The sequence below is a fragment of the Pseudomonas sp. WS 5021 genome (assembly GCF_012985535.1).
Lineage (GTDB): Bacteria > Pseudomonadota > Gammaproteobacteria > Pseudomonadales > Pseudomonadaceae > Aquipseudomonas.
The window spans coordinates 424,566-447,174 of record NZ_JAAQWP010000006.1; the positions used below are offsets into that span (position 1 = coordinate 424,566).

Below are 22,609 nucleotides of genomic sequence, written 5' to 3' on the forward strand. Positions count from 1 at the left end.
GTCAAGGATTCCATTTGTTGGAAAGGGCCGGACGCACGGTGTTCAGATCCGGCGAATTCTCCAGGAAGTTGTCGGGGTAGTAGCCAAAACTGCTGGCACCCTGGCGCTTGAGCACACCCATCCACTCCGCCATTTGCACGCCGGAAATGTCCGGGGCGGCTGGAGTGCGCCAATCCTTGGCCTGTAGCTCGAAGACCGTGCGTTGCATCGCACCGGGCCGGGCCTTGACCGTGGCCACGAGCTTTTCCAGCCAGGCGTTGGAGTTTTTCAGCGACTGGCCTTCCATCAAGGGCATCGCCATCGGCGCGGTCCAGTCGTAGTGCTTGAGGAAGTCGTCGAGGTTCTGCGCAAACCAGGCTTCGCTGGCCGGGTTGAGCATCGGCTCGGCGAAGATATTGCGCGCGGTGAGCACTTCCGGGCCGCGCAGGGTGCGGACCTTGGCGGTCAGTTCATGGGTGAAGTCGATCAGGTAGCGACTCTTGAAACGGGTCCAGCGCTGCATCACCTCAGGGTCGGCGCGCAGCGCCTGGATGCTGCCCGGCAGGCCGTTGGCGGCGTAGGTTTTCAGGGCTTGGGGGCTGGCGTCTTCAAAGTCCGAGAGCACGGCGTCGTCGTGGAACAACACGCCGTGGATAGCGCTGGTACGGGCCAGGTCTTCGTAGATCTCACCGATGACTTTGCGCACCTGGGGATCGAATGGCGACAGGCGCTGGTACTGTTTCGGGTCGACGGCCACTTTGCCGGTGGCCGGGTCCCAACGGCTGACGCGGGGCAGCTTGGGGTCCAGGGCAAAGCTGAGCACGGGCATCCAGGCGTAGACCTTGACCAGGCCGCCACGGGTGTGCAGCTGCCAACTGACGCGGTTGAACAGGTCGGCACGCATCGGCAGATGGCGGTTGGGGAAGTACAGCGAACGCGCCAGGCCATCACCCTTGGGGTCGGCGAAGGCCTGGAGGAACACGGTGTCGACGCCCATGTCCAGCACACGCTGGACCAGCGCATCGAGGTTGCGCGCTTCCTGCGCCTTGTCCGGGTCGTAGACATGATCGAGGTCCACATGCAGCACGCGCATCGGCGCTTTGACCTGCGCCGAGACCATGCTGTTGGCGAAGTCCTCGCCGTACGGGTCGTTGTCCACCAGAAAGCGCGGGCTGCTCATCAAGTTGCCGAGGTTATCGAGGCCGTCCTCCAGGGTCAGGGCCATCTGGTAACCCTGCTCACCCACCACCGCCAGGGAGGTGCCATCCGCCGCCCCATACGGCCATACCCATACACGCGGGGCCTTGCCGGTAACGGCGCGGATCTTGTTGGAAATCGCCGCGACGTCGGCGCGCATCCGCGCCTGGAACTGCGCTTCGGATTCATAACTGCCGGTGACCGGGTCATAGCGCCGGGTGGCGGCGGCCGGTTGCAGGTTGCCCTGGGGGTTGGCCAGCACGCCCTTGTGGTTGGCGTCGGTGTGGGCAGCGATTTCCACCAGGCCCGATTGCGCCACTTCGCGCACTTGTTGCCAGGTCAGAAACTCCGCGCGGTCACGCGGCACGCCGGCAAAATCCACCGGTTGGTTCAACGGCGTGTCGACCCAACTGCCCACCGGCGCCAGCACGGCCGGCCACTGGTAGGCACGCAGGATCGGCATGACACGGGTGTAGAAGCTCGAATAGCCGTCGTCGAAGCTGAGCATGACGGCTTTGGCCGGCAGCTCTGGCCCACCGGCGCGGGCGGCGAGGACCTGGTCGACGCTGACCGCCTGGTAGCCGTTCTCGCGCAGCCAGGACAACTGTTCGATCAGGCGTTCGGTGCGCACCGCCACCACTCTCTGGTCGGGGTCACGGTCGTTGACATCGTGGTAGGCAATGCCCAGGAAATGGTTTTTCGGCCACGGCGCTTCGTTGACCGGTTTGAGTCGTTCAGCAGGTGGCGTAAAAGGCGCGGGCGACTGGGCACAGGCACTGCTCAGCAGAAAGCCCAGGGCCAGCAGGCAACGGGAAACAAGGGTCATGATCGGACTCTTCTAGAAACGGTAAGTGAGGTCGACGATCAGGCGCACATCGCTTTCGCGCTCACCGTCATAAGGTCGGTTGATCCAGCTCAGGTTGGCGCCGGTCTCCAGTACGTCGTTCCAGCGATAACGCTGGCCGTAACTGAGCAAACCAATGGCGCCGGTGGAGTAATCACGCTGGCTGTAGGTGCCCGCACCGGCCTGGAACTGCTGACTCCACTGGGTTTCGTAGCGGTGATAAAGCACATGGTTGACGCTCACCGTGGGCAGCACGCTGAAGTCTGAACGCGGGTTGAAATACGCCGCTTCTTCCTTGCTGTTGCGGCTGGTGGCGACTTCCAGGCCAAGGTCCACTTGCACGCCCGGCGAGCGGTAGACGCCCTCACGGCCGATGAGCGACGCTTCGACACGGTCGTTACCGTCACTGAAGTGGGACGGGCTCAGCGCCAGTTTCCACTCACGGCTCTCGTTGGCGCTCCAGCGGATAAACCCGCTACCGCCGTTGGCGGTGACGTTGGCATTGAGCGCGCGCAACGGCGTGCTGGCGGCCAGGTAGTCAAGGCTGCCCCCGTACTGCCAGTGGTCGTTGATGTCCCGGGCAATCGCCAGGCGCGCGCCTTGCTTGGTGCCTTTGCCGTAGGAGTGATTGGAGACTTCGGCCTCCAGGGTCATATCACGGGTACGCCGCTCCACCCCCAGGCGCTGCCAGCGGTGGTGGCCGGTACCTTCTTCAAAGTCGGCGGTGGCGTAGCCGATACCGCCGAATATCCGCCAGTCTTCATCGATGGGCGGGCTGTAGAGCAGGGTTTCGATCCCCCAGTCGCGACTACCGGAGACCGCCCCGCCGCCATGGCTTTTGCCGGTCTCGGCTTCGATGCGCAGCTCGGCCATCTCATGCACCTTGCGCAGGCGCTGCAGGCGTTGGACCTGGCGATTGTCCGGGGCGCGGGCGACCACGTCATCGGCGAGCACATCGAGCTGGCGCCACTCCTGCAGATCCAGCGCGTTGTAGCCTTGGGAGACTTCCAGGTCGATATGGCGCGGGTTCTGGTTTTCGGCGTTCTTGAGGGCAACTTCGGCACGCCGCGGCCAGGCGCGGGCGCGGAACATGTCCGCCTGGGCCACACGCATGCCGACATTGCCAGGCGAGGTACGCACAAGGGTTTCCAGGCTTTTTTCACTGGTCGGCAGATCGGCGCCGTAGGTCGCGGCCTGAGCCGCCAGTTGCTGGGCGGCCAACCATGCATCGTTGGGGTTACCGAGGGGCAGGCCCTTGAGTTCAACCCGAGGTTTTTGCGTGCTCGCCAGGTCGTTTGCGACGGCGCGGGCTTCGCGGGTCTGGTCGTTTTCCAGCAAGGAGTAGTACAGCGCGGTGCTGTCTACCACTTGGTTGCTGGGGTCGGCGTCCGGCGCAATCACCGCCTGGCGATACAGCGGCGCAGCCTTTTCCGGCAGGCGTTGATCGAGGTAGGCGGCGGCCACCCAGCGCAGGGCGTAGTTGGGCAGTTGCACGCCTTGAGCTTGCAAGGCTTCGTAGTCGTGGAGCACCTCGGCGGTACGTGCGCGGGCCTTGAGCGCGCCCAGGCGGTCGATGCGCCAGCGCACCACATCGTCATGGGCACTGGCGTCCGGGGTCCAGGTGGCGAGCAGTTGGTCGTAATCCTTGAGGGCGCGGTCGGCGATCACAAAGCGTTCGCTTTCACTGCGCGTCGGGAATTCAGCCAGGCGCACGCGTTCGGCAGCCAGGTCACCTTCCAGGCGGCGCTGGGTCACCGGGTCCAGCAGGCCGGGGTGGCGGGCGCTCAGGCGCAGGGCCGGCTCCGGCATACGTGCACGTTGCAGGGCGATCAGGTATTCGCGCACCACCTCGGGCTGGTTGCCGGCGCGGATAAACGCCTGGTCGAATTCGAACAGCGAATCATAGGGCTGCCCGGCACGGGACAACGCGTAGCCCAGGGCCATGCGGCGCTGGACATCCTCAGGCTTGGCCGCCACCAGGGTGCGCGCACGCTGTACGGCCTCGGCGGTTTTGCCGCCATCGGCCATGGTCATGGCCAGGCCCAGTTGCAGGTCCGGGTTGTTCGGTTCGCGCAGCAAGGCCTGGCGATACACCGCCTCGGCGGGTGCCCAACGCTGTTGATTGCGGTAGGTGCGGGCCACGGTGGTCAGCGCTTGGGTGGTCAGTTGGCGCTGGCGCCCCTGGGTCTCATAGACCTTGAGCACTTCGTCATCCTGGCGCGCCCAACTGGCAATCAGCAGGTGATCGCTGACCTGGCCAGAGGTCTGGCGCTCGGCAGGCAATTGGCGCAGCAGGTTGAGCGCCGGCGTGTAGTTGCCGGTACGGGCCTGGCGAATCAGGGAATCATAGGCAGGATCGGCCACGGCCAGGGTCGGCAGCAACAAGGCGGCACCGATCAATAGACGCAGGCGGCCAGGGCCAGTGGGAGAGAAATTACGCAACATGTCGTCAGCTTCCTTACTTGGAAAGCTGTAGCGATAGGTTCGCCTGTACAACACGCATCAGGCCGCCGGTGTCTGATGACCCGGCCAAGCTTTCCTGGGGCGCAATATCCCTGAGAAGGATATGGAATAGGGCAAATCAGGACAATTGTTCAGAATCGTCCTACAAACCAGTGGAGATCAAATGTGGGGCTTGTGTGGGAGCTGGCTTGCCGGCGATGGCATCACCTCAGTGTCACTGATACACCGAGGTGATGCCATCGCCGGCAAGCCAGCTCCTACACAGACCGTATTTCTACAGGGGGCGGGCGGCCTTACTGCGCGCCGCTGACCGCACCCAGTTTGCCCAGTACGCCGCCGATAAACTGCTCGACGGTCATTTTCTGGCCATTGAAGGTCACTTCATTGTTGGCGTAGTGCAGCTTGGCCAGGATGTCGTTGCCTTCCAGGGTCGCCAACTGCGTGCCAACAGCCATGCCGCTGACCATCTCGCTGGCCATCTGCGATTGCTGCTCGATGGCTTTCGGGTCGGTCACGCCACCGATCTGCGCTTGCAGGGCAGCCACATCAGAGATCATCGGCTTGGACAGGGTCAGGTTGGCATCCAGCAGGGTGATCATCTGCTTGGCCAGTTCAACCGGCGGCAGCTCCATGGTGGACGGCTTGGTCAGGTCCACCACCAGGTTGAAGCGGCTTTCGCCATTGGCGGTCTTCAGGGACAGGTTTTCCAGGGCCACTTGCGGCTTGGCGGCCAGCAGCAGGTCAACGTTGGCCTGGGCCAGCACCTGCTCGGCTTCGCTCAGTTGCAGTTCTGGGATCGGTTGGCCGGCAGCCTGGGCAGCCTGCACCGGTTGCATCTTGTCCTGATAGAGCTTGGTCAGCACCATGGTCGATGGCACGTCGATGTTCTTAACGCTCACGGCCATGGCCGCCGAACCCACGGGTTTGCCCTGGTATCCGATCTCGGTGATTTTGTAGTCGACGCGACCGCTGAGGTTGTTGTCCTTGGTATCGCTGCTGTCTTTCTGCTCAAAACCTTTGACAGTCAGCACGGCTTGTTCCGGGCCAAAGGTGAACGTGCTGTTGCTCAACACGACGGTATTCTGGCCGACATAAAAGCCGAAGTTGCTCTTGGTCAAGTTACTGGCGAGGGTCAAGCCATTGAGCTCTGCCTGGAACGGTGCCCCCTTGGGGTCGACCAGGGAGACCTTGAGGGCGTCCATGTAACCGTCGACCTTGATCTCTGTCGCCTTTTCGGTGTTGAAGTAGTCCATGTTCAGGCCGGAGAAGGTGACACTGGTGGTGCCGTCCTTGTACTCCAGGGGCAGCAGCTCCAGGTTGCCGTTGACCGAACGGTTGAAGCCGATGTTGGCCACGCCCTTGACCGGCGAAACGTCCTTGGTGGCGGCGAACCATTTTTCGGTGGTCGGGTTCTTCTCAAGCGCCAAATGGCTGGTAGCCAGCACCGGCCACCACTTCAGGGTTACCAGGCGCGAGAAGGGCAGCGGGCCGTGTTCGATACGGTCGACAAACAGCAGTTCGCTGTCTTTGAACTGTTCACCGAATGCCGCACCTTCAGCCTTGAGACGGAAGTGGCCGGTGCTGCTGAACCAGCCGCGGTCCAGGGAGACCATCTCCAGGGTCATGCGGCCATCGACACCGGCCAGGGAGCGTTCCATCTCCTTGTTGGCGTCTTCGATCGTGGTTTTCAGCACCCCTTCCAACTGGCTGCCGGTGTACCAGGCACCGCCAGCACTGACCACGCCGACGGCGGCAACAAAACCCAAGAGTACAACGGCTGATTTATTCATGAAGTGTCCTGATCCAATCCTGTGCGAAGTGGGCTGTCTTCCCTGAACCCCGAAGTGGGGCGTCGGCTCAAGCCCGCCGAAAATCGGGGCAAGGTTAGCACTGGCAAGGGGGCTTGTCGCAAGGCCCGCCATACACACGCCCCCGGCTTGCCGGCGATGGCGGCCGAATGGGCGGCGCAGGGCTCAAGGTCGTCTCGCCGGCAAGCCGGCGCCTACAGGGGGCGGTGGGGGTCAGGAGTATTCCATCTCGATCTCGTCGAGCTGGTGATCGAAGCTCTTCAGCCGTGCGGTCCAGGTGTACACCAGCACTTCAAACTCGCGATGAATCACCGCATTGCCCGGTGTGTCGGCCTTGGGGTCGTAGAAGTCCAGCTGGTAACGCTCGCGGGCCATGGCGGTGGCAACGTCTGACAGCTCCCGGGCGTTGTTCAGCCAATGCCGTCCTTCAGCCACTTGCCGGTCGAGTACCACGCATTGTTTCTTCAACGCTTCGAGGCTTTTTTCCAGGGGGGTGCCGGTCAGTTCGCCCATGACTTCCTGGAACGTACGCCCCGGCTGCCAGTAGCTGCCCCAGAAATAACGGTCGAACACGGTTTCGACCCGGCGCAGGGCAACCTTGGTGTCCCAGATCGCCACCCGCGTCTTGCCTTGCTCGAGGATTTTCTTCTGGGTCCGCTGGCCCTGGTACGACGCCCAGGCCACCACGCCCACGGACAATGCGGCGATCAACGCGCAGGCGCTGTCGAGGAACACCATGGCCTTATCCAGTTGATGGGCCAGCATGACACCGTAGAAGTAAGTCGCCGATAACAACACCAGTGCGAAGAGCACGCACCAGAAAGCGGGAGCATAAGGGTTTTTCATTATTGGAATCCCCATGAGCAACGCAGGCAGTGATCAGCGGGCCATCACGCAAGCCCGTCTGATCAAAGCATAGCAACCGCCTCAGGGTTTGCCGGGTTCCGTACCTTGCGTTCGTCCGCTTTCCCAACCGCCGCCCAGGGCCAGGAACAGGTCGATCTGGCTCATTGCCACCTGGCTATTGGCCTGGGCCAGTTGCGCGCGCATATCGGTGTAGGTGCGCGTGGCCTGCAGGTCGGCGAGAAACGACTCGCGGCCGGCCTGGAAGAAGCGGTGCGTCTGGTCGGCGGCCTGTTGCGCCGACTGCTCGGCCTCGGCCAGGGCATCGCGGCGCTGCAATTGGGCGGTGTATTGCGCAAGCCCGGTCTGGGTCTCGCGGATGGCATTGAGCACCACCCCGTCAAAGTGCGCCAGGGCGCCCTGGGTCGCGGCTTCGGCTTCATGGATGCGCGCACGCGAGCCGTTGGATGGCACCGTCCAGCTCAACAAGGGGCCGAAACCCCAGCGGTTGGTGGCCGGTTTGCCGAGGTTGTCGATAATGCCCACGGTGCCAATGGAGGCGCCGATGCTGATATCCGGGTACAGCTCGCCGGTGGCCACGCCAATGCCCGCCGTCGCCGCCGCCAACCGGCGTTCGGCCTGGCGCACGTCGGGGCGGCGCTTGAGCAGGGTTGCGCCGTCGCCCACCGGTAGCAGTTGGGCAATCTGCGGCAACTGGGCGCAATCGCGGGTGCCAGTAGGCAATTGGTCCAGGGGCTTGGCCAGGAGCATCGACAGGCGGAACAACCCCGCCTGGCGCGCCGCCTCAAAGCGCGGCAGTTCGGCGCGCAGAGACTTGAATTGGGTTTGCGAGCGGGTGACCTGGGTTTCATCGCCCCGCCCGGCATCGCGCAGGCGCTGGGTCAGGCGCGTGCTCTGGGCTTGCAGGTCGAGGGACTGTTGGGCGATGTGCAGCTCTTCGTTGGCCGCGCACACCTGGGTGTAGGAGCGCACCACGTCCGCCACCAGGGTGATGCGCGCGGTATCGACGGCAGCCTGGGTCGCGTCGGCATTGGCCTGGGCGCCTTCGATGCCGCGCTGCAGGGTGCCGAACAGGTCGAACTGATAGGAGGTGGTGATGCCGATATCACCGACATTCGCCACCGGCACTTTATTGGCCTGCAAAAAGGCCTCGCCGGACTCCTGCAAACGCTGGGCGCCAAGCTTGACCCCACCGCTCCAGCCGCCCGCCGATTGCGCTTCCTGCACCTGGAAACGCGCCCGTTGCAGGTTGGCTGCCGCCACGCGCAGGTCGGTGTTGGAGGCCATGGCCTGGCGCACCAGTTCATCCAGACGCGGGTCCTGGTACAGCTTCCACCAGTCGGCGGGCACCGGGGCCGAGACCACATGACTGCCCTGCCCGGCCAATTGGCCTTGCAGGTCGCCACGGTTGATCGCCGCTTGGTCCGGCAACTGGTAATCCGGGCCTACCACCTGGCAGGCCGACAGCAGCAGCCCCAGCCCCAGCCCTGCGGTCGCCAGCAGTTGCTTCATGGCTGGTCTCCGGCCTTGGGCTGGTCTCCGGCCTTGGGCTGGTCATCGATGATCGAGACGGTGGCCGTGCGCCCGGCGATCATGCGGAAATCCGCCGGCACATCATCAAAGGCAATACGCACCGGAATCCGCTGGGCCAGGCGCACCCAACTGAACGCCGGGTTGACGTTGGGCAGCAGGTTGGAGCCGCTGGTGCGGTCGCGGTCTTCAATACCGGCGACGATGCTCTGCACATGCCCGCGCAAGCGCGCGTTGTCGCCAATCACGCGGATATCCACGCGTTGGCCGACATGGATGCCGTCCAGCTTGGTCTCTTCAAAGTAGCCGTCGATGTGGAAGGAGTTGCTGTCCACCACCGACAACACCGGGCGCCCGGCGGTCACGAACTCCTGGGCCCGAGGCGCACGGTCGTTGACGTAGCCGTCCACCGGGCTGCGGATCACCGAGCGGTCGAGGTTGAGCTGGGCGCTGTCCACCGTTACCTGCGCTTCGGCCAGGGCCGACTGGGCGCGGGCCACGCGGGACTGGCTTTCTTCCAATTGCTCGCTGGCCACCAGGTTGCCCAGGCCACGGTTGCGCTTGGCTTCGCGCTGGGCCTGGGCCAGGGTTTCCTGGCGGTCGGCCACGGCCGCCTGGGCCTGGCGCAGGGCGAGCTTGAAGCGGTCCTGGTCCACCGAAAACAGCACCTGGCCACGGGTTACCAACTGGTTGTCGCGCACGTCCACTTGCTGGATCAGCCCGGACACGTCCGGGGCGATCTGCACGATGTCGGCGCGGATATGCCCGTCACGGGTCCAGGGCGCGAACATGTAGTACATCACCATGCGCCAGACCACGACGCAGGCGAAGGTCACTACCAGTAATGTCAGGACCACACGGCCAATCGTCAAAAAAGGTTTTTTCATGTCATCAGGTATCGACTGAGTGAGTCCACAGCGCCCAGCAACAGCGCGTAGAGAGCCACATTGAATAATGCCCGGTGCCAGACCAGGCGATAGAAGTGGACGCGGTTCAACAGCCCGTGCACCACCAGGTAAAAGCCATACGTAATGCCCATCAGCACCAGCAGCGTGGGCAGGAATACCCCGCTGATATCCAGGTCACCGATCATAGAGGCGCTCCATCGGGTAACGGCGCGTCCATCTCGCCTGTGCTGACAAACTCCACGCCGGGCAACAACGCCAGGCGCAAACCGCTGAGGGCGTGCAGCAGGTGCAGGCGGGTTTCGCCCTCGCCTTGCAGGCCCTGGCCATTGAGGGCGCGGCGGGTACGGTCCAGGGTCATCAGCAGACCGCTGGGAGCCGGCAGGCGTTCACCGGCCTTCAGGCACGCCTTGAAGTACTCGCCGACCTCGGCCACCACCTGGTCGAGCAACACCCGTGGCACGCCCAGGACGCGGGGTGCGTAGGCCAGCAGGTCGAGCAGGTTCAGCGCCACGCGCAGCTCGCGCAAGGCGACGCCGGTGTCCTGGCCGGTCATGGCCAGGCGCGGCAGGTGCTGCATCAGGCGGTCGAGCATTTGCACGCCCAGGCGCCGGTGCTCGGCGAGGGTCGCCGGCTGCGTGAGCCCGACGATATCGCGCCAGCTGAAACGGGTCAGGCGCTTGGCCGCCAGTTCGGCGCCAAAGGGCCGCGCAATCAGAGTCCAGACAAAGGCAAACAGCAAGCCCACGGGGCCGGCGAGGTTGGAGTTGGCGAAGCTCAGAAAATCCGCGTCATAGGCGCCCTGGATGCTGATAAAGGACGAGGTGTTGACGATGGTCAGCAGCATGCCCAGGTAGAAGCGCGGTTGCACCGTCAGGGTGCCGACCCAGATAAAGGGCACCGCGAACGCCAGCACCAGCATCGGGAAATCATGCAGGTTGGGCAGGATCAGAAACAGGTAGAGGCTGGCGAACAGCACCGACATCGCGGTCCAGAAAAAGAACCGGTAGATCTGGGGCGCCGGGTCGTCCATCGAGGCGAAGAAACTGCACGCTACCGCCGCGAGGATCACCGCGCTGCCGCCGTCGGTCCAGCCCAGCAGAATCCACAGCACCGAGGCGACGATGATCGCGCTGACCGTGGAAAACGCCGAGTAGAACATCAGGCCACGGTCAAGAAACGGCGTCAGCCGGCCCAGGCGCCAATGGCGGTAGACCGCGCGCCACGGGGCCTGGCTTTCGCTGTGGATGGCAGCTTGCAGGCTGCGGCAGTCTTGCCACAGGTCGATCCACTCGCCAAGGCGATACAGCGCGTTGGAAAACAGCAACTGATGGCGATCGTCCAGGGCCTCGGCGTCGGGTTGCAGGGCTTCGAGCTGGTCACGCAGGGCGCGCCAGCGTTCCACCGACGCCTCACTGGCGGTGCTTTGCAGCCACTCGGTGGTGGCCGCCAGCAGCGGCGCGAACTTGCTGACCAACTCCGGGGTGCGGCGCTCCAGGGCATACAGCGCGTCATCCAGGGCATCCACCACCGGCAACAGATGGATCATGCGCCCGCGCAGTTCCTTGGTGTTGCGCACCGTTTGCGGCCGCGCGCCTTCGTGGGGCAGTTGGCCGATCATCAATTCCAGGGTGTTGAAGGTCGCGACCATGCCGCCGCGCAGGCTGCTGACTTCTTCGGGCTGCACATTGCGCGTGAGGAAACGCTGGCTGTAGACCGTCGCGTCGGCAAACCATTTGCGCACCGAATCATCGAACACCGGCGCCAGGCGCCGTGGCCAGAACATCGCGCCGACCACCGCCGCCACGGCGATGCCAAGGAAGATCTCTTCGGTGCGCGCCTCGGCCACATCCCACACCGCCAGGGGGTTATCCACCACCGGCAGGGCGATCAACGGCAAGGTGTAACCCGCCAGCATCAACGCGTAGCTGTTGGCGGTGCGCAAATGCAGGGACAGAAACAGCAGAATGCCAGTCCACAGTGCAATCACCACCACCAGCAGGAACGGCGTCTGCACAAACATCGGCACGAAAAACACCGCCGCCATCGCCCCCAGAAAGGTGCCGATCGCACGGTACAAGGCCTTGGAGCTGGTGGGCCCGACAAACGGGCTGGAAACGATATACACCGTGGCCATCGCCCAATACGGACGCGGCATTTGCATGAGCATGGCGATGTACAGGGCAATCATCGAGGCGGCGAAAGTGCGCACGCCGTAGAACCAATCCCGGGCCGGCGGCATGCCGGTAAAAAATCCGTTCAAGAAGCCACGACCACGGGCGGCTGGCTGGCGTCTTCGAAAGCGCGCAGTACCCGCAACGCTGCCTCCAGGTCGGCAGGGGCAATATCTGCCAGCACTTCACGGCGCAGGCGCACCAATTGTGCTTCAACGGCCTGCACCAACTCCCGGCCCCGTTCGGTCAGGCTCAAGGCCTTGGCGCGGCGGTCGTGCAGGTCTTCGGCGCGGCACACATAACCTGCGCTGCACAGTTGGTCCAGCAGGCGCACCAGGGATGGGCTTTCCATCCCCGAGGCCTGGGCCACCTTGACTTGATGCACGCCGTCGCCAAGACGGCCGATCATCAGTAAAGGCACCGCACAGGCTTCGGAAATACCGTAGCTCACCAGCGTGGTCTGGCAGATTTTGCGCCAGTGACGGGCGCCTGCGACCATGCTGCTGCTGAGGCTCATATGTAGGGTTTCGAGGGTTTGGGGCACGAGATCATTCGCATACAGTTAGTTTGCTAACTATCAATATGATCAAGGAATGGAGTCTCGTCAAGTTTTGATACAAATTCACAGATAGGCGGTGGGACACCCACATACCGCGTCACCCTGTGGGAGCTGTCGAACCTTGGCGAGGCAGCGATGGCATTGGCACTGCGTGCATGGATGGTGGCTGGCTCACCGCTATCGCAGCCTCGCTGGGGCTCGACAGCTCCCACATTCGATTGCCGTTGTCTTGCACAGTGCGTTCGCTTACGCACGACCGCTGCGCAGCAGCACATTCAACTCATCCACCACTTCCGCCCAATCCGCATCCTCCAGGATTTCTTCGCGCAAAAACGCCTTCTGGCTCGGCGTCCAGAAAAACGCATCTTCGAGTTTCAACTCTGCCTTGAGCGGTGAATGCACGGCGACAAAACGCTCAATGCTGATGGCGTCATCGGCCAGTCCGAGCTGTTTGAACAACGACGGCAGGCTGTGAACAGGCGATTCCATGACAACTCCAAGACGAGGTAATTGCCCACAGTCTAGACCGATAAAACCCACAGATTGGCGGCCATACGTGCAACATTTTGCAATGTTCACGTTATCATCTTCACCTTCCGCCCAGCGGCATCCACGGACTCCCGGAATAAGGACAATTCATGCGCATCGGTCTTCTGTCATCCCTGACCCTGGCACTGTGTGCCGGCGTATCCCTGCAGGCCCAGGCCAGTGGCGACGACTCGTGCTACCCCGACTGGCGCGTGTCCCAGGATTCGCTGACCGCTTGCAGCAACATGCCGTTCCTGAGCCCTGGCAACGACAGCCGGACCAACCTGCGCCTGTTGCTCGCGGCAAAAAAGAACGCGCCCCTGACCCCCAATCCGCTGGGTGAAGATGACCTGGCCCAGGGCTTCGGCCCGGTGCCGTTCCCGGTGTATCGCCTGGTGCCCCGCCCGCCCGAGGGGCAGACGCCCGCAGAACAAGGCGCGCAGCTTGCGCAGTTGTTGGCCGCGCTGGGCATCCAGCACGAGGCCACGGCGGCGGCGGGCGACCAGTTTTTGTGGGGCGAAGGCAGCCGTTGCCGCAGTAACAATGTGCAGAGCGCCACCGACTTTGTGCGCCAAGTGACCAAGGCCGATGTGCCGGCGAATGAGCGTGTGCTGCTGGCCAATGCCCGCCTGAAACTGCTCGGCACCTGCGACTGGCAGGGCGAGGTGCTGCTGGAGCCGCAGTTGATCACTTCCACCCAGGGTCGCGAACTGACCACCTACCTGCTCGCCGCCTCCGACTTTTACAGCGGGCGCTTTGTGTATGCCGAGCGTGGATTTGCCGCAGTCACCCTGACCACGTTGCCGTGGCTGAAGGAAACGGCGGTGTACATGATCGCCCGCGCGTCCCTCAACCATGCCCAGGAAAATGCTTTTGACGAGTACGGCTTGCCCCAGCGCCAGGCTGTGGATAAGTCTGCGCTGGACGAAGCCGAGCACAGTTTCCTCAGCTACCTGAACACTTATCCACAGGGTAAATATTCGGCCTCCGCTCGTGGCCTGCTGCGCCGGGTGCATTGGCTGGCGGGCGATGCGACCAAACTGGCCGACGACTACGCCTGGCAACTGACCGAGGCCAGCGATGCCGAGCGCAATGGCTCCATCGATGAGCTGGTGGAAGAAACCGACAACAAGCTGCTGACCAGCTACGCCGAGACCATCCGCAACCCCTTGTTGCTGGCGATCAACGACCTGATGTGGATGCGCGCCAACAACCCGCCCAAGCTGACCCGCGCCACCCTCGACGGACAAAAGGCCGCGTTTGCCAACGAGCCTGCGCTGTACGACTACTTGCAGGCGGCGTTCGCCCTGTATGTCGAGCACCAGCCAGACCAGGCGTTGAAGCATCTGCCACAGGAGCTGCCAGCGAGCCTGGATTACCTGGCATTCAGCCAGCAAACCCTGCGCGGCCTGGCCCTGCAAGCCAAGCAGGACTGGAAAGGCGCCGAGGCACTGTGGCTGCAACTGCTGCCACTGGCCAAGCAGCCCTTGCAGCGCGATCAAGTGGAGCTGGCCCTGGCGATGAACTACGAACGCAGCGGCCAATTGGCCAAGGTGTTCGCCGTCGACTCGCCGATCCAGACCCAGCAAGTGCGCTATATCCTGTTGCGCAGCGTGGCCGGGCCCGAGTTGCTGCGCCAGCAGATCAGCCAGGCCAGCGACCCGCTGGAGCGCAGTACCGCGCAATTTGTGTTGCTCTACAAAGACCTGCTGCGGGGCCAGTTCGCGACCTTTGCCCAAGACTTGCAGCAACTGCCGACCGCCCCTGCCGCAGACAAGCTCGGCACCAGCCTGGGCTATGTGTACGACGGTGGCCAGGCACTGACCCTGTTCCGCTGGAGCGGCGACAAGGCCGCCTCCGGCTACACCTGCCCGACCATCGCGCAAACCGCCAGCACCTTGCAGGACGACCCGAAAAACCCACACGGCCTCAACTGCCTGGGTGAGTTCATCCTGCGCAACGGCCTGGACGGCATGCCCCTGGAACAGGCCCGCTCGGCCGGCAGCCTGGGCAGCACTGCATCGGGCTTCACCGGGGAAACCTTCTCGCGGCTCGAGGGCTACCAACAAGTGATCGCCAACCCCAAGGCGCCCCGTGACGACAAGGCCTATGCACTGTTCCGGGCGATCAACTGCTATGCGCCTTCGGGCTATAACAGCTGCGGTGGCGAAGATGTGGACAAGGCCGTGCGCAAGGGCTGGTTCCGCCAGTTGAAAACCGGGTTTGCCGACACCCAGTGGGGCAAATCGCTGCAGTACTACTGGTAAGCCGGTGAAAGGCTTGTGGCTGGCGCTGCTGCTCCTGGCGAGCCCGGCCTTCGGCGCAGTCGACGCCCGTGACTATGAAGCCTTCTGGCTGTGGAGCGGCGTCGCGCCACAGCCGGTGCTCAAGCAGGCCAAGACCCTGTACATCCTCCAGGGCCAGATCAACTCGACCCGCCGCCAGCCCGAACGCGGCGTGCAGTTCATCGCCCAGGGCATGAGCGTGCCGCGCCTCCGTCAGGGCGAAGTGTGGATCGTCTACCGCGCCCATACCTTGCGCTGGCCAGAGCCGGTCTACACAAAAATGCTCGGGCAGGTGCAACGCTGGCGCGCAGCGGGCAACCCGGTGGTCGGGATCCAGATCGACTTCGACGCCCGCACCCAATACCTGCACGAATACGCCACCTTCCTCAAGGACCTGCGCCAGCGCTTGCCGAAGGAGTTGCGCCTGAGCATCACCGGCCTGATGGACTGGAGCAGCAACGCCGACCCGGCCGCCATCGCCCAGCTTAAGGGCGTAGTGGATGAAGTGGTGGTGCAGACCTATCAGGGCCGCCATAGCATCCCCGATTACGCGGCGTACCTGCCCCGGATGAACCGACTGGGAATGCCGTTCAAGATCGGCTTGATCCAGGGCGGGGAATGGCAGGAGCCGGGGTATTTGCAGGGGAGTGAGTGGTTTCGGGGGTATGTGGTGTTTTTGCAGAATCCAGGTTGATCCCTGTAGGAGCCGGCTTGCCGGCTCCTACAGGGGATAGCGTCTTACCAGTCGTAAGTCAGGCTCGACACCACCGTACGCCCTTCGCCGTAGTAGCAATCCAGGTCGCTGGTGCACTGCGATACGTAGGTCTTGTTGGCAAGGTTCTGCACGTTCATCGCCAGCTTCACGCCTTTGAGTTTCAGGGGCGAGGCGCCCAGGTCGTAGCTCAGGCTGGCATCGTAGACGGTGTAGGACGGCACGGTGAACGCGCCGGCAAAGTAGTCACCCATGCTGCTGCGCGAGTAGCGGGCGCCCAGGCCTGCGCCGAGGCCGGCCAGGGGGGTGTCGCCGATCACGGTGTAGTTGACCCACAACGCCGCCGTCAGGGGTGAGATACCGGCCGGGTGGCGGCCTTCGCGACCTTCGTTGTCCTTGGTGTACTTGATGTCGTTGCGCGCCGCCGAAGCGACCACATCCCAGGAATCGTTCAACACGGCCTTGGCTTCGAACTCGACGCCGCGCGAACGCATGGCGCCGCTCTGGCTACTGAAGTTGCTCGGCGGATTGGCCGTCAGGATGTTTTTCTGGTCCAGTTGATAGACCGAGACCTGCACAAAACTTTCCTGGCCCGGGGGCTGGTACTTCACGCCGACTTCGTACTGGTTGCCGGTGGACGGGTCGAAGGGTTTCTGGTTGGCATCGGTGCCGGACAGCGGCAGGAAGGACTCCGAGTAGCTGATAAACGGCGCCAGGCCGTTATCGAACAGGTACACCAGGCCCGCGCGGCCGGTGAAGGCCTGGTCCTTGCTGCTGGTGCGGTCGTCGCTCAGCGGCGCCTTGTTGACCACATTGGCCCAGTCATAGCGCCCACCCAGCACCAGTGCCCATTTGTCCCACTTGATCTGGTCCTGCACGTACAGGCCGGTCTGGGTGATGGTGTTGTCCCAGCGATAGGGCTGGCCGAAGTTCAGCGGCTGGCCATACACCGGGTTGAACAGATCGATGATCGGCGGGTTGCGGTCATAAAGGCCGAGGAACCTGGAGTTGGAGTGGTAGTAATCCAGGCCCACGATCAGGGTGTGGGAGAACTCGCCAGTGGTGAATTCGGCCTGGGCGATGTTATCCACGCCAATCACTTTGTTGTTCTGCCTCCAGTCCACGCCGAAACGTTGCAGGTAGCGTTGATCCATCGCGCCAGTGGCCGGGTTGGCGACAAAACGGTAGCCGTGCAACGGCGCCCTGTAGCGGTCGTCCACTTCGGCATAGCGCGCGTTTTGCTTGAGGGTCCAGGTGTCGTTCAGCCGATGGGACAACTCGTAGCCGAAGGCGAATTGTTCGCGGTTGTACTTGTTGACACCCGGCTCGCCGATAAACACATCACGGTCGATCTTGCCGTTGGGGTTGCGCCAGATCGTGCCGGACGCCGGCAGGCCCTGGGCCTCGGGCACGCCCTTGTCTTTCTGGTACTGGGCGAACAGGGTCAGGCTGGTGTCGTCGTTGGGCCGCCAGGTCAGGCTCGGCGCAATGAATTGGCGGCGGTTTTCGAAGTAGTCGATCTCGCCCTGCTCGTCCTTGAGGCGCCCGGTAAGGCGATAGAAAAACTGCCCTTGATCATCCAGCGGGCCGCTAAGGTCGATGGCCGCGCTTTTGTGCTCGTAGGTGCCGGCTTCGAGCACCACCTGGCGCACCGGGGTCTCGCTGGGGCGCTTGCTGACCATATTGACGATGCCGCCAGGCTGGTTGTGCCCGTACAGCACCGATGCCGGACCCTTGAGCACTTCGATGCGCTCCAGGGAATAGGGCTCGATCTGCAACGCACCGCCGGTACTGCCGCCGCCGTAAGGCAGGTGCAGGCCGTCGAGGTACAAGGGGGTGGGCGAGAAGCCACGGGATGTCGGCTCGTCGAACAGCTTGACCCGGTCGGAGAACCCCCCGGCGCTCATGCCGGGGGTGTACAGCAGCGCCTGGGTCACGCTTTGCGCGCCGCGCGCCTTGATTTCGGCAGCGGTGATCACGTTGATGGTCTGGGGGATTTCCACCAGCGCCGCATCGGTCTTGCTGCCCGTGGCACTGCGGGTGGCGACGATGCCGTCGACCGGGCCCCAGGCGTTTTCCTGGGCCTGCTGGGCACTGATCTGGGTTGCGCCCAACTGCACCGAACCGTCCCCCGACAGCGCCTGCACCGACCAGCCGCCGCCCGACTGCAGCGCCACCAGGCCGCTGCCGGCCAACAAGCGTTCCAACCCCGGCCCGGTGGCATAGCGGCCCTGCAAGCCAGGGCTGCGCTTGCCGGCAGTCAGTGATGCATCCACCGAGAGCAAAATCCCCGAAGCGCTGGCGAAACGGTTCAACGCCTGGTCCAGGCTGCCAGCAGGGATGTTGTATTGGCGCAAGGCTTCGCCGGCGCTCTCCTGGGCCTGGACCAGGGTCGGGACGAGCGGCACAGTCGCCAGCACACTGACAAACAGGCCACGGCGCAGGGCGCGGGCCAGGGGTTGGATTGGGTGGTGCGGCATTGCAGGACTCCCCGTGAGAACGCTTCTTGATTGGCTTTCAAGAGGTATCCCGGACGGGATTGAAAAACCGACAAAAGAAAATCAAAAAAAATGCGGCCACAGATTTTCCAAACTGAAACACCATCAATGTGGGAGCTGGCTTGCCTGCGATAGCGGTGGGTCAGTTGGCCCATCTGTCACTGATACACCGCTATCGCAGGCAAGCCAGCTCCTACAGTTGATCGAGTCAGACCCTGGGTTTGATGGTGACCCAATAGCGCGTCACCGCATGCACCCGTACCGGCAATGAGCGCTCAAGGGCGGTGAGGATCGCATCGGTGTCATTGAGCGGAAACACACCGGTCAGCAACAGCCCGGACACGGCCTCGTCACAGCGCAACACCCCCGGCCGATAACGGCTCAGTTCAGCCACAAAACGCCCCAGCGGCTGGCGCTCGGCAATCAGGCGGTGCTGGGCCCAACTGCTGGCGTTGGCATCCAGCGCAGTCACTGCCGAGGTCTGCGTTGCACTGAACCACAGGCTGTCACCCGCGTTCATCAGCACCGGCACACCCTCTACCGGGCGCACCTGCAGGCGTCCTTCATACAGGTCGACGCGGCTGCCGTCGTCCAGTTCGCGCACGGCAAAGCGGGTGCCCAGGGCCTGGATATCGCCCGCAGCGGTTTCGACGATCAGCGGGCGGGACGGGTCGTGGCCGCTGGTCAGCAGGATCTCGCCACGAATCAGGCGGATGCGCCGCTCAGTGGCACTGAAGCGCAGGTCGATGGCACTGTCGCTGTTGAGGTCCAGGTGGGTGCCGTCGCTCAAGGTCAGGTGGCGAATTTCGCCCGTGGCGGTGCGGTGCTCGGCAAACGCCGCCTGCCACGGCTGGCTGCCCTGCACCAGGTAGCCGCTGCCACCGGCTACCAGCAACAGTCCGAGCAGTTTCAACGCAGCCCGACGCTGTGGGTCCGGCGCGTCGCGCAACACCGCGCGGGCGCTGTCTGCGGGTACGCCGCCCAAGGTCTGCTGCAACTGCTGCAACCGCTGCCAGGCGCGACGATGCTCCGGGTCAGCGGCCTGCCAATGGGCAAAGGCCTGGCGCTGGGCCCCGTCGAATTCGCCACCCCATTGCAGCATCAACCACTCGCTGGCCTGTTCGACCACGGCCTGGGCAATCGGCGCGTCATGGCGGGCTCTCATTCTTCGTAAGCCACCTGGTAGCAGGCGATGATCGCGCGGGTCATGTACTTCTGCACCGAGCTGATCGTTACCCCGAGGCGCTCGGCGATCTGCGCGTAGGTCAGACCTTCGAACTGCGACAACAGGAACGCCCGGCGCACGTTCTCGGGCATGCGGTCGAGCATGGCATCGATCTGCATCAGGGTTTCGAGGATCAATGCGCGGGTTTCCAGGGACGGCGACTCGGGCTCCGGCAGGTGGGCAATGCTTTGCAGATAGGCGCGCTCGATGCGCAGGCGCCGCCATTGATCGATCACCAGGTTGCGCGCGATCTGCGTCAGGTAGCTGCGGCTCTCCTTGGCCCCGGGAATACGCCCCGACACCAGCAGGCGCAGGAAGGTGTCCTGCGCCACGTCGGCGGCGTGCTCACGGTCGCCCAGGCGCTTGCGCAGCCAGCCTTGCAGCCAACCATGATGGTCGCGGTACAGGAGATGAAGCTGTTGCTGGCCGTCAGTCGCGGTGTCCATGAATCGCCCGGATACACTATTGAGAGCAATTATCATTACAGCTTGTATCGCGACTGGCAAAAAACTTTATCAGTTACCGCCCGGCGGTCTGCAACGGATACACCGACTCCCAGCCCCCGCCCAATGCCTTGTACAAGCCGACCATGGCCAGGGACACGCCGGTGGAGCTTTCCACCCATTGCTCCTGGGTCGCCAGCAAGGCGCTCTGCACCGTGAGCACGTTGACGAAATCCACCACCCCTTCGACGTACTGGTGCTGGGCGGTGTCCAGGGCAATCTGGTTCTGGCGCACGGCTTCGGCGAGGCTGTCGCGGCGCAATTGGCTGGCGTTGTAGCGGGTCAACTGGTCGTCGATTTCATGCCAGGCGCGCAACACGGTCTGCTGGTACGCCAGGGCCGCTTCCTGCTGCTGGGCTTCGCGCAGATCGAGCATGCCTTGCAGGCGGCCGCCGTTGAACAGCGGCAGGCTCAGCGATGGGCCGAAAGCAAAGGTGCGTGAGCCCCAGGAGCCCAGATCCGACAATTGCATGGCCTGGGAACCGAGGCTGCCTGACAGGGTGATCCGTGGGTAGAAGTCGCCCTTGGCCACGCCGATGCTCGCGGTCGCCGCATGCAGGCGCGCCTCGGCCTGGCGGATATCCGGGCGGCGCTGTGCCAGTTGCGACGGCAGGCCAATCGCAACCTGGCGCTGGGTCTGGGGCACCGCCGCGTCCGGCGACAGTTGTGCATGCAAGGCTTGCGGGGCCTGGCCCATCAGCAGGCTCAGGGCGTTGATCAACTGGTCCTGGCGCTGCTGCAAATCCGGCAGGCGCGCTTCGATGGCGGCCACTTGCGCCGCAGCTTCAGCGACATCCAGGTGGGTGGCCACGCCATCGGCCAAGCGCAGTTGCGAGAGCTTCAGGCTGCGCCGTGCGACGTCGAGGTTTTGCTCGGTGACCGCACGGGTACTTTGCACGCCGCGTAGCTGGATGTAGTCCTGGGCAGTCTCGGCCAAGACCGACAGCAGCACACTGCGGCGGTCGTTTTCGGCCACTTGCAGGGTGGCGTCGGCGGCTTCGGTTTCGCGCCGTACCCGGCCCCAGAAGTCCAGTTCCCAGGAGGCCGCAAAGCCCGCGTCCCACAGGTTGAAGGCCGAACGGCCGTTATTGCCGGAGGGATCGCTCAGGCCGTTGGCGCTATTGCGTTTGCGGCCATAGTTGCCGTCGGCGCTGACCTGCGGGTAGCGCTCGGCAGTCGTCACCTGGCGCACCGCGCGGCTCTGTTGCAGGCGGCTGCTGGCCAGTTTCAGGTCGAGGTTGTCACTCAGTGCCCGGCGCACCAGGGCCGACAGTTGCGGGTCGTGGAACACGTCCCACCACTGCTCTTCCAATGGGTCGCTGACCGCACGGCTGGCGGCCTGGCGCCCCTGGGGCTCGGCCCAGTGCGCCGCTGGCTGGGCGTCGGGGCGCTTAAAATCCGGGCCGACGGTGCAAGCGCCCAGGCTGATCAGGCTGAGAGTAAGCAGCGCGAGTTTTCTCATTGCTGCGCCACCTCACGTTGCTGCGCGCTGGGCTGTGTGTTGACGCTGGCCTCCACCGACATCCCGACCCGCAGGCGATGGACCTGTGCCTGGCCCGGTTCCAGGATGATTTTCACCGGGATGCGCTGCACCACCTTGGTGAAATTGCCGGTGGCGTTGTCGGGCTTGACCGAGGCGAAGGTCACGCCCGTGGCCGGTGCCAGGCTTTCCAGGTGGCCGTTGAGGACTTCACCGTCGAGGCTGTCGACCCGCACTTCAACCGCCTGGCCGGCGTGCATGTGGGACAGTTGGTTTTCCTGGAAATTGGCCACCACATACGCGTCGGCCAACGGCACCACGGCGAGGATCTTGCTACCCGGGGTGACAAAGGCACCGACCCGCACCGCCCGCTCGCCGACCATGCCATCCACCGGCGCGACAATGCGCGTGTACGACAGTTGATAGCTGGCCATTTCCAGCGCGGCCTGGGCACGCTTCAAGCCACCTTCGGCGGCATCGCGCTGGGCGCTGAGGATTTCCACCTGCTTGCGCTCGGCGGCCAATACCGCCGTGGCGTTGGCCAGGCGCGCGGTGGCCTGGTCGATGCGGGTCCTGGCTTGCTGGGCGTTCTGCACGGTACCTGCGCCAACTCCGGCAAGGTGGTTGTAGCGGTTCAATTCGTGCTCGGCAAAGGCCACTTCGGCGCGGTCGGCGGCCACCGTGGCCTGGGCCTGGGCGATCACCGAGCTTTGCCGCTCAAGGGTGGCCACTGCGTTTTTCAGCTGGGCCTGGGCCATCAGGGTTTCGGCATCGGCGGCCTGGGCGGCGGCGCGCAAGTCGCGGTCATCGATCAGCGCCAGCAACTGCCCGGCCTTGACCTGCTGGTTGTCCTCCACCAACACCTCTTTGATAAACCCGGCGACCCGTGGTGCCACCAAGGTGTAGTCGGCGGCGACGAAGGCGTCGTTGGTGGTCTGGCGCTTGCTGCCAAACACACCCGGCGCCAGCAGGTACACCAGCGCGCCCACGGCGAATACGCTGATAACAGTCACGGCAATCTGGTCTTTGCGTTTCATAAAAATCCTTTGTTTCAG

17 protein-coding genes are annotated in these 22,609 nt (G+C 63.9%); 2 read left to right on the top strand and 15 right to left on the bottom strand.

The features are described from left to right. Window position 1: 1 nt before the first annotated feature. The 10 genes from pgaB to HBO19_RS20860 all read right to left on the bottom strand — a co-directional run bounded on the left by pgaB (window position 2) and on the right by HBO19_RS20860 (window position 12,812). The gene (gene pgaB / locus HBO19_RS20815) at window positions 2-2,002 is read right to left on the bottom strand and encodes a poly-beta-1,6-N-acetyl-D-glucosamine N-deacetylase PgaB (protein WP_170058202.1); all 2,001 of its coding nucleotides are present in this window, start codon (window positions 2,000-2,002) and stop codon (window positions 2-4) included. A gap of 12 nt (window positions 2,003-2,014) precedes the next feature. Further along, on the bottom strand, window positions 2,015-4,465 hold the full coding sequence (gene pgaA, locus HBO19_RS20820; RefSeq protein WP_170058203.1) for a poly-beta-1,6 N-acetyl-D-glucosamine export porin PgaA: 2,451 nt from the start codon (window positions 4,463-4,465) through the stop codon (window positions 2,015-2,017). 311 nt (window positions 4,466-4,776) lie between these two features. Continuing rightward, a complete protein-coding gene (locus HBO19_RS20825) occupies window positions 4,777-6,273 on the bottom strand; it encodes a YdgA family protein (protein ID WP_169953981.1) in 1,497 nt (498 codons plus the stop codon). 231 nt (window positions 6,274-6,504) lie between these two features. Next, window positions 6,505-7,137 (bottom strand): NADH:ubiquinone oxidoreductase subunit N, encoded by a 633-nt coding sequence (locus tag HBO19_RS20830; RefSeq protein ID WP_169953982.1) that lies wholly within the window; start codon window positions 7,135-7,137, stop codon window positions 6,505-6,507. Between the two features lie 81 nt (window positions 7,138-7,218). Then, window positions 7,219-8,667: an efflux transporter outer membrane subunit gene (locus HBO19_RS20835; RefSeq protein WP_170058204.1), complete on the bottom strand. Its 1,449-nt coding sequence runs from the start codon at window positions 8,665-8,667 to the stop codon at window positions 7,219-7,221. After that, on the bottom strand, window positions 8,664-9,572 hold the full coding sequence (locus HBO19_RS20840) for an efflux RND transporter periplasmic adaptor subunit (RefSeq protein ID WP_170058205.1): 909 nt from the start codon (window positions 9,570-9,572) through the stop codon (window positions 8,664-8,666). Before HBO19_RS20840 ends, HBO19_RS20835 begins: the two co-directional genes overlap by 4 nt. Further along, complete coding sequence (locus HBO19_RS20845; RefSeq protein ID WP_029298814.1) at window positions 9,569-9,778, bottom strand: DUF1656 domain-containing protein; 210 nt, start codon at window positions 9,776-9,778, stop codon at window positions 9,569-9,571. The genes HBO19_RS20840 and HBO19_RS20845 overlap by 4 nt, the downstream gene beginning before the upstream one ends. After that, a complete protein-coding gene (locus HBO19_RS20850; RefSeq protein WP_170058206.1) occupies window positions 9,775-11,853 on the bottom strand; it encodes an FUSC family protein in 2,079 nt (692 codons plus the stop codon). The genes HBO19_RS20845 and HBO19_RS20850 overlap by 4 nt, the downstream gene beginning before the upstream one ends. Continuing rightward, window positions 11,850-12,281, bottom strand: coding sequence for a MarR family transcriptional regulator (locus HBO19_RS20855; protein WP_169953986.1), 432 nt, complete (start codon window positions 12,279-12,281; stop codon window positions 11,850-11,852). The genes HBO19_RS20850 and HBO19_RS20855 overlap by 4 nt, the downstream gene beginning before the upstream one ends. A 288-nt stretch (window positions 12,282-12,569) precedes the next feature. Then, window positions 12,570-12,812, bottom strand: a complete 243-nt coding sequence (locus HBO19_RS20860; protein WP_169953987.1) for a DUF2789 domain-containing protein — start codon at window positions 12,810-12,812, stop codon at window positions 12,570-12,572. A 149-nt stretch (window positions 12,813-12,961) separates the two neighbouring features. Between HBO19_RS20860 and HBO19_RS20865 the strand changes: the two genes are divergently transcribed. Continuing rightward, a complete protein-coding gene (locus tag HBO19_RS20865) occupies window positions 12,962-15,118 on the top strand; it encodes an outer membrane assembly lipoprotein YfiO (protein WP_170058207.1) in 2,157 nt (718 codons plus the stop codon). Between the two features lie 4 nt (window positions 15,119-15,122). Continuing rightward, the gene (locus HBO19_RS20870) at window positions 15,123-15,830 is read left to right on the top strand and encodes a DUF3142 domain-containing protein (protein ID WP_170058208.1); all 708 of its coding nucleotides are present in this window, start codon (window positions 15,123-15,125) and stop codon (window positions 15,828-15,830) included. A 44-nt stretch (window positions 15,831-15,874) separates the two neighbouring features. Here the strand turns inward: HBO19_RS20870 and HBO19_RS20875 are convergent, their stop codons facing one another. The 5 genes from HBO19_RS20875 to HBO19_RS20895 form a co-directional block, all read right to left on the bottom strand. Then, complete coding sequence (locus tag HBO19_RS20875; RefSeq protein ID WP_170058209.1) at window positions 15,875-18,328, bottom strand: TonB-dependent siderophore receptor; 2,454 nt, start codon at window positions 18,326-18,328, stop codon at window positions 15,875-15,877. A 226-nt stretch (window positions 18,329-18,554) separates the two neighbouring features. Further along, window positions 18,555-19,511, bottom strand: a complete 957-nt coding sequence (locus HBO19_RS20880) for a FecR domain-containing protein (RefSeq protein ID WP_170058210.1) — start codon at window positions 19,509-19,511, stop codon at window positions 18,555-18,557. Further along, window positions 19,508-20,017, bottom strand: a complete 510-nt coding sequence (locus tag HBO19_RS20885) for a sigma-70 family RNA polymerase sigma factor (RefSeq protein WP_169953992.1) — start codon at window positions 20,015-20,017, stop codon at window positions 19,508-19,510. The genes HBO19_RS20880 and HBO19_RS20885 overlap by 4 nt, the downstream gene beginning before the upstream one ends. Before the next feature lie 73 nt (window positions 20,018-20,090). Beyond that, window positions 20,091-21,536 (bottom strand): efflux transporter outer membrane subunit, encoded by a 1,446-nt coding sequence (locus HBO19_RS20890; protein WP_169953993.1) that lies wholly within the window; start codon window positions 21,534-21,536, stop codon window positions 20,091-20,093. Beyond that, a complete protein-coding gene (locus HBO19_RS20895; protein WP_169953994.1) occupies window positions 21,533-22,591 on the bottom strand; it encodes an HlyD family secretion protein in 1,059 nt (352 codons plus the stop codon). Before HBO19_RS20895 ends, HBO19_RS20890 begins: the two co-directional genes overlap by 4 nt. Between the last annotated feature and the right edge of the window lie 18 nt (window positions 22,592-22,609).

Coding starts and splice junctions, on each gene's coding strand:
- pgaB (WP_170058202.1), bottom strand. CDS start 2,002: ATGACCCTTGTTTCCCGTTGCCTGCTGGCCCTGGGCTTTCTGCTGAGC.
- pgaA (WP_170058203.1), bottom strand. CDS start 4,465: ATGTTGCGTAATTTCTCTCCCACTGGCCCTGGCCGCCTGCGTCTATTG.
- HBO19_RS20825 (WP_169953981.1), bottom strand. CDS start 6,273: ATGAATAAATCAGCCGTTGTACTCTTGGGTTTTGTTGCCGCCGTCGGC.
- HBO19_RS20830 (WP_169953982.1), bottom strand. CDS start 7,137: ATGAAAAACCCTTATGCTCCCGCTTTCTGGTGCGTGCTCTTCGCACTG.
- HBO19_RS20835 (WP_170058204.1), bottom strand. CDS start 8,667: ATGAAGCAACTGCTGGCGACCGCAGGGCTGGGGCTGGGGCTGCTGCTG.
- HBO19_RS20840 (WP_170058205.1), bottom strand. CDS start 9,572: ATGAAAAAACCTTTTTTGACGATTGGCCGTGTGGTCCTGACATTACTG.
- HBO19_RS20845 (WP_029298814.1), bottom strand. CDS start 9,778: ATGATCGGTGACCTGGATATCAGCGGGGTATTCCTGCCCACGCTGCTG.
- HBO19_RS20855 (WP_169953986.1), bottom strand. CDS start 12,281: ATGAGCCTCAGCAGCAGCATGGTCGCAGGCGCCCGTCACTGGCGCAAA.
- HBO19_RS20860 (WP_169953987.1), bottom strand. CDS start 12,812: ATGGAATCGCCTGTTCACAGCCTGCCGTCGTTGTTCAAACAGCTCGGA.
- HBO19_RS20865 (WP_170058207.1), top strand. CDS start 12,962: ATGCGCATCGGTCTTCTGTCATCCCTGACCCTGGCACTGTGTGCCGGC.
- HBO19_RS20875 (WP_170058209.1), bottom strand. CDS start 18,328: ATGCCGCACCACCCAATCCAACCCCTGGCCCGCGCCCTGCGCCGTGGC.
- HBO19_RS20880 (WP_170058210.1), bottom strand. CDS start 19,511: ATGAGAGCCCGCCATGACGCGCCGATTGCCCAGGCCGTGGTCGAACAG.
- HBO19_RS20885 (WP_169953992.1), bottom strand. CDS start 20,017: ATGGACACCGCGACTGACGGCCAGCAACAGCTTCATCTCCTGTACCGC.
- HBO19_RS20890 (WP_169953993.1), bottom strand. CDS start 21,536: ATGAGAAAACTCGCGCTGCTTACTCTCAGCCTGATCAGCCTGGGCGCT.
- HBO19_RS20895 (WP_169953994.1), bottom strand. CDS start 22,591: ATGAAACGCAAAGACCAGATTGCCGTGACTGTTATCAGCGTATTCGCC.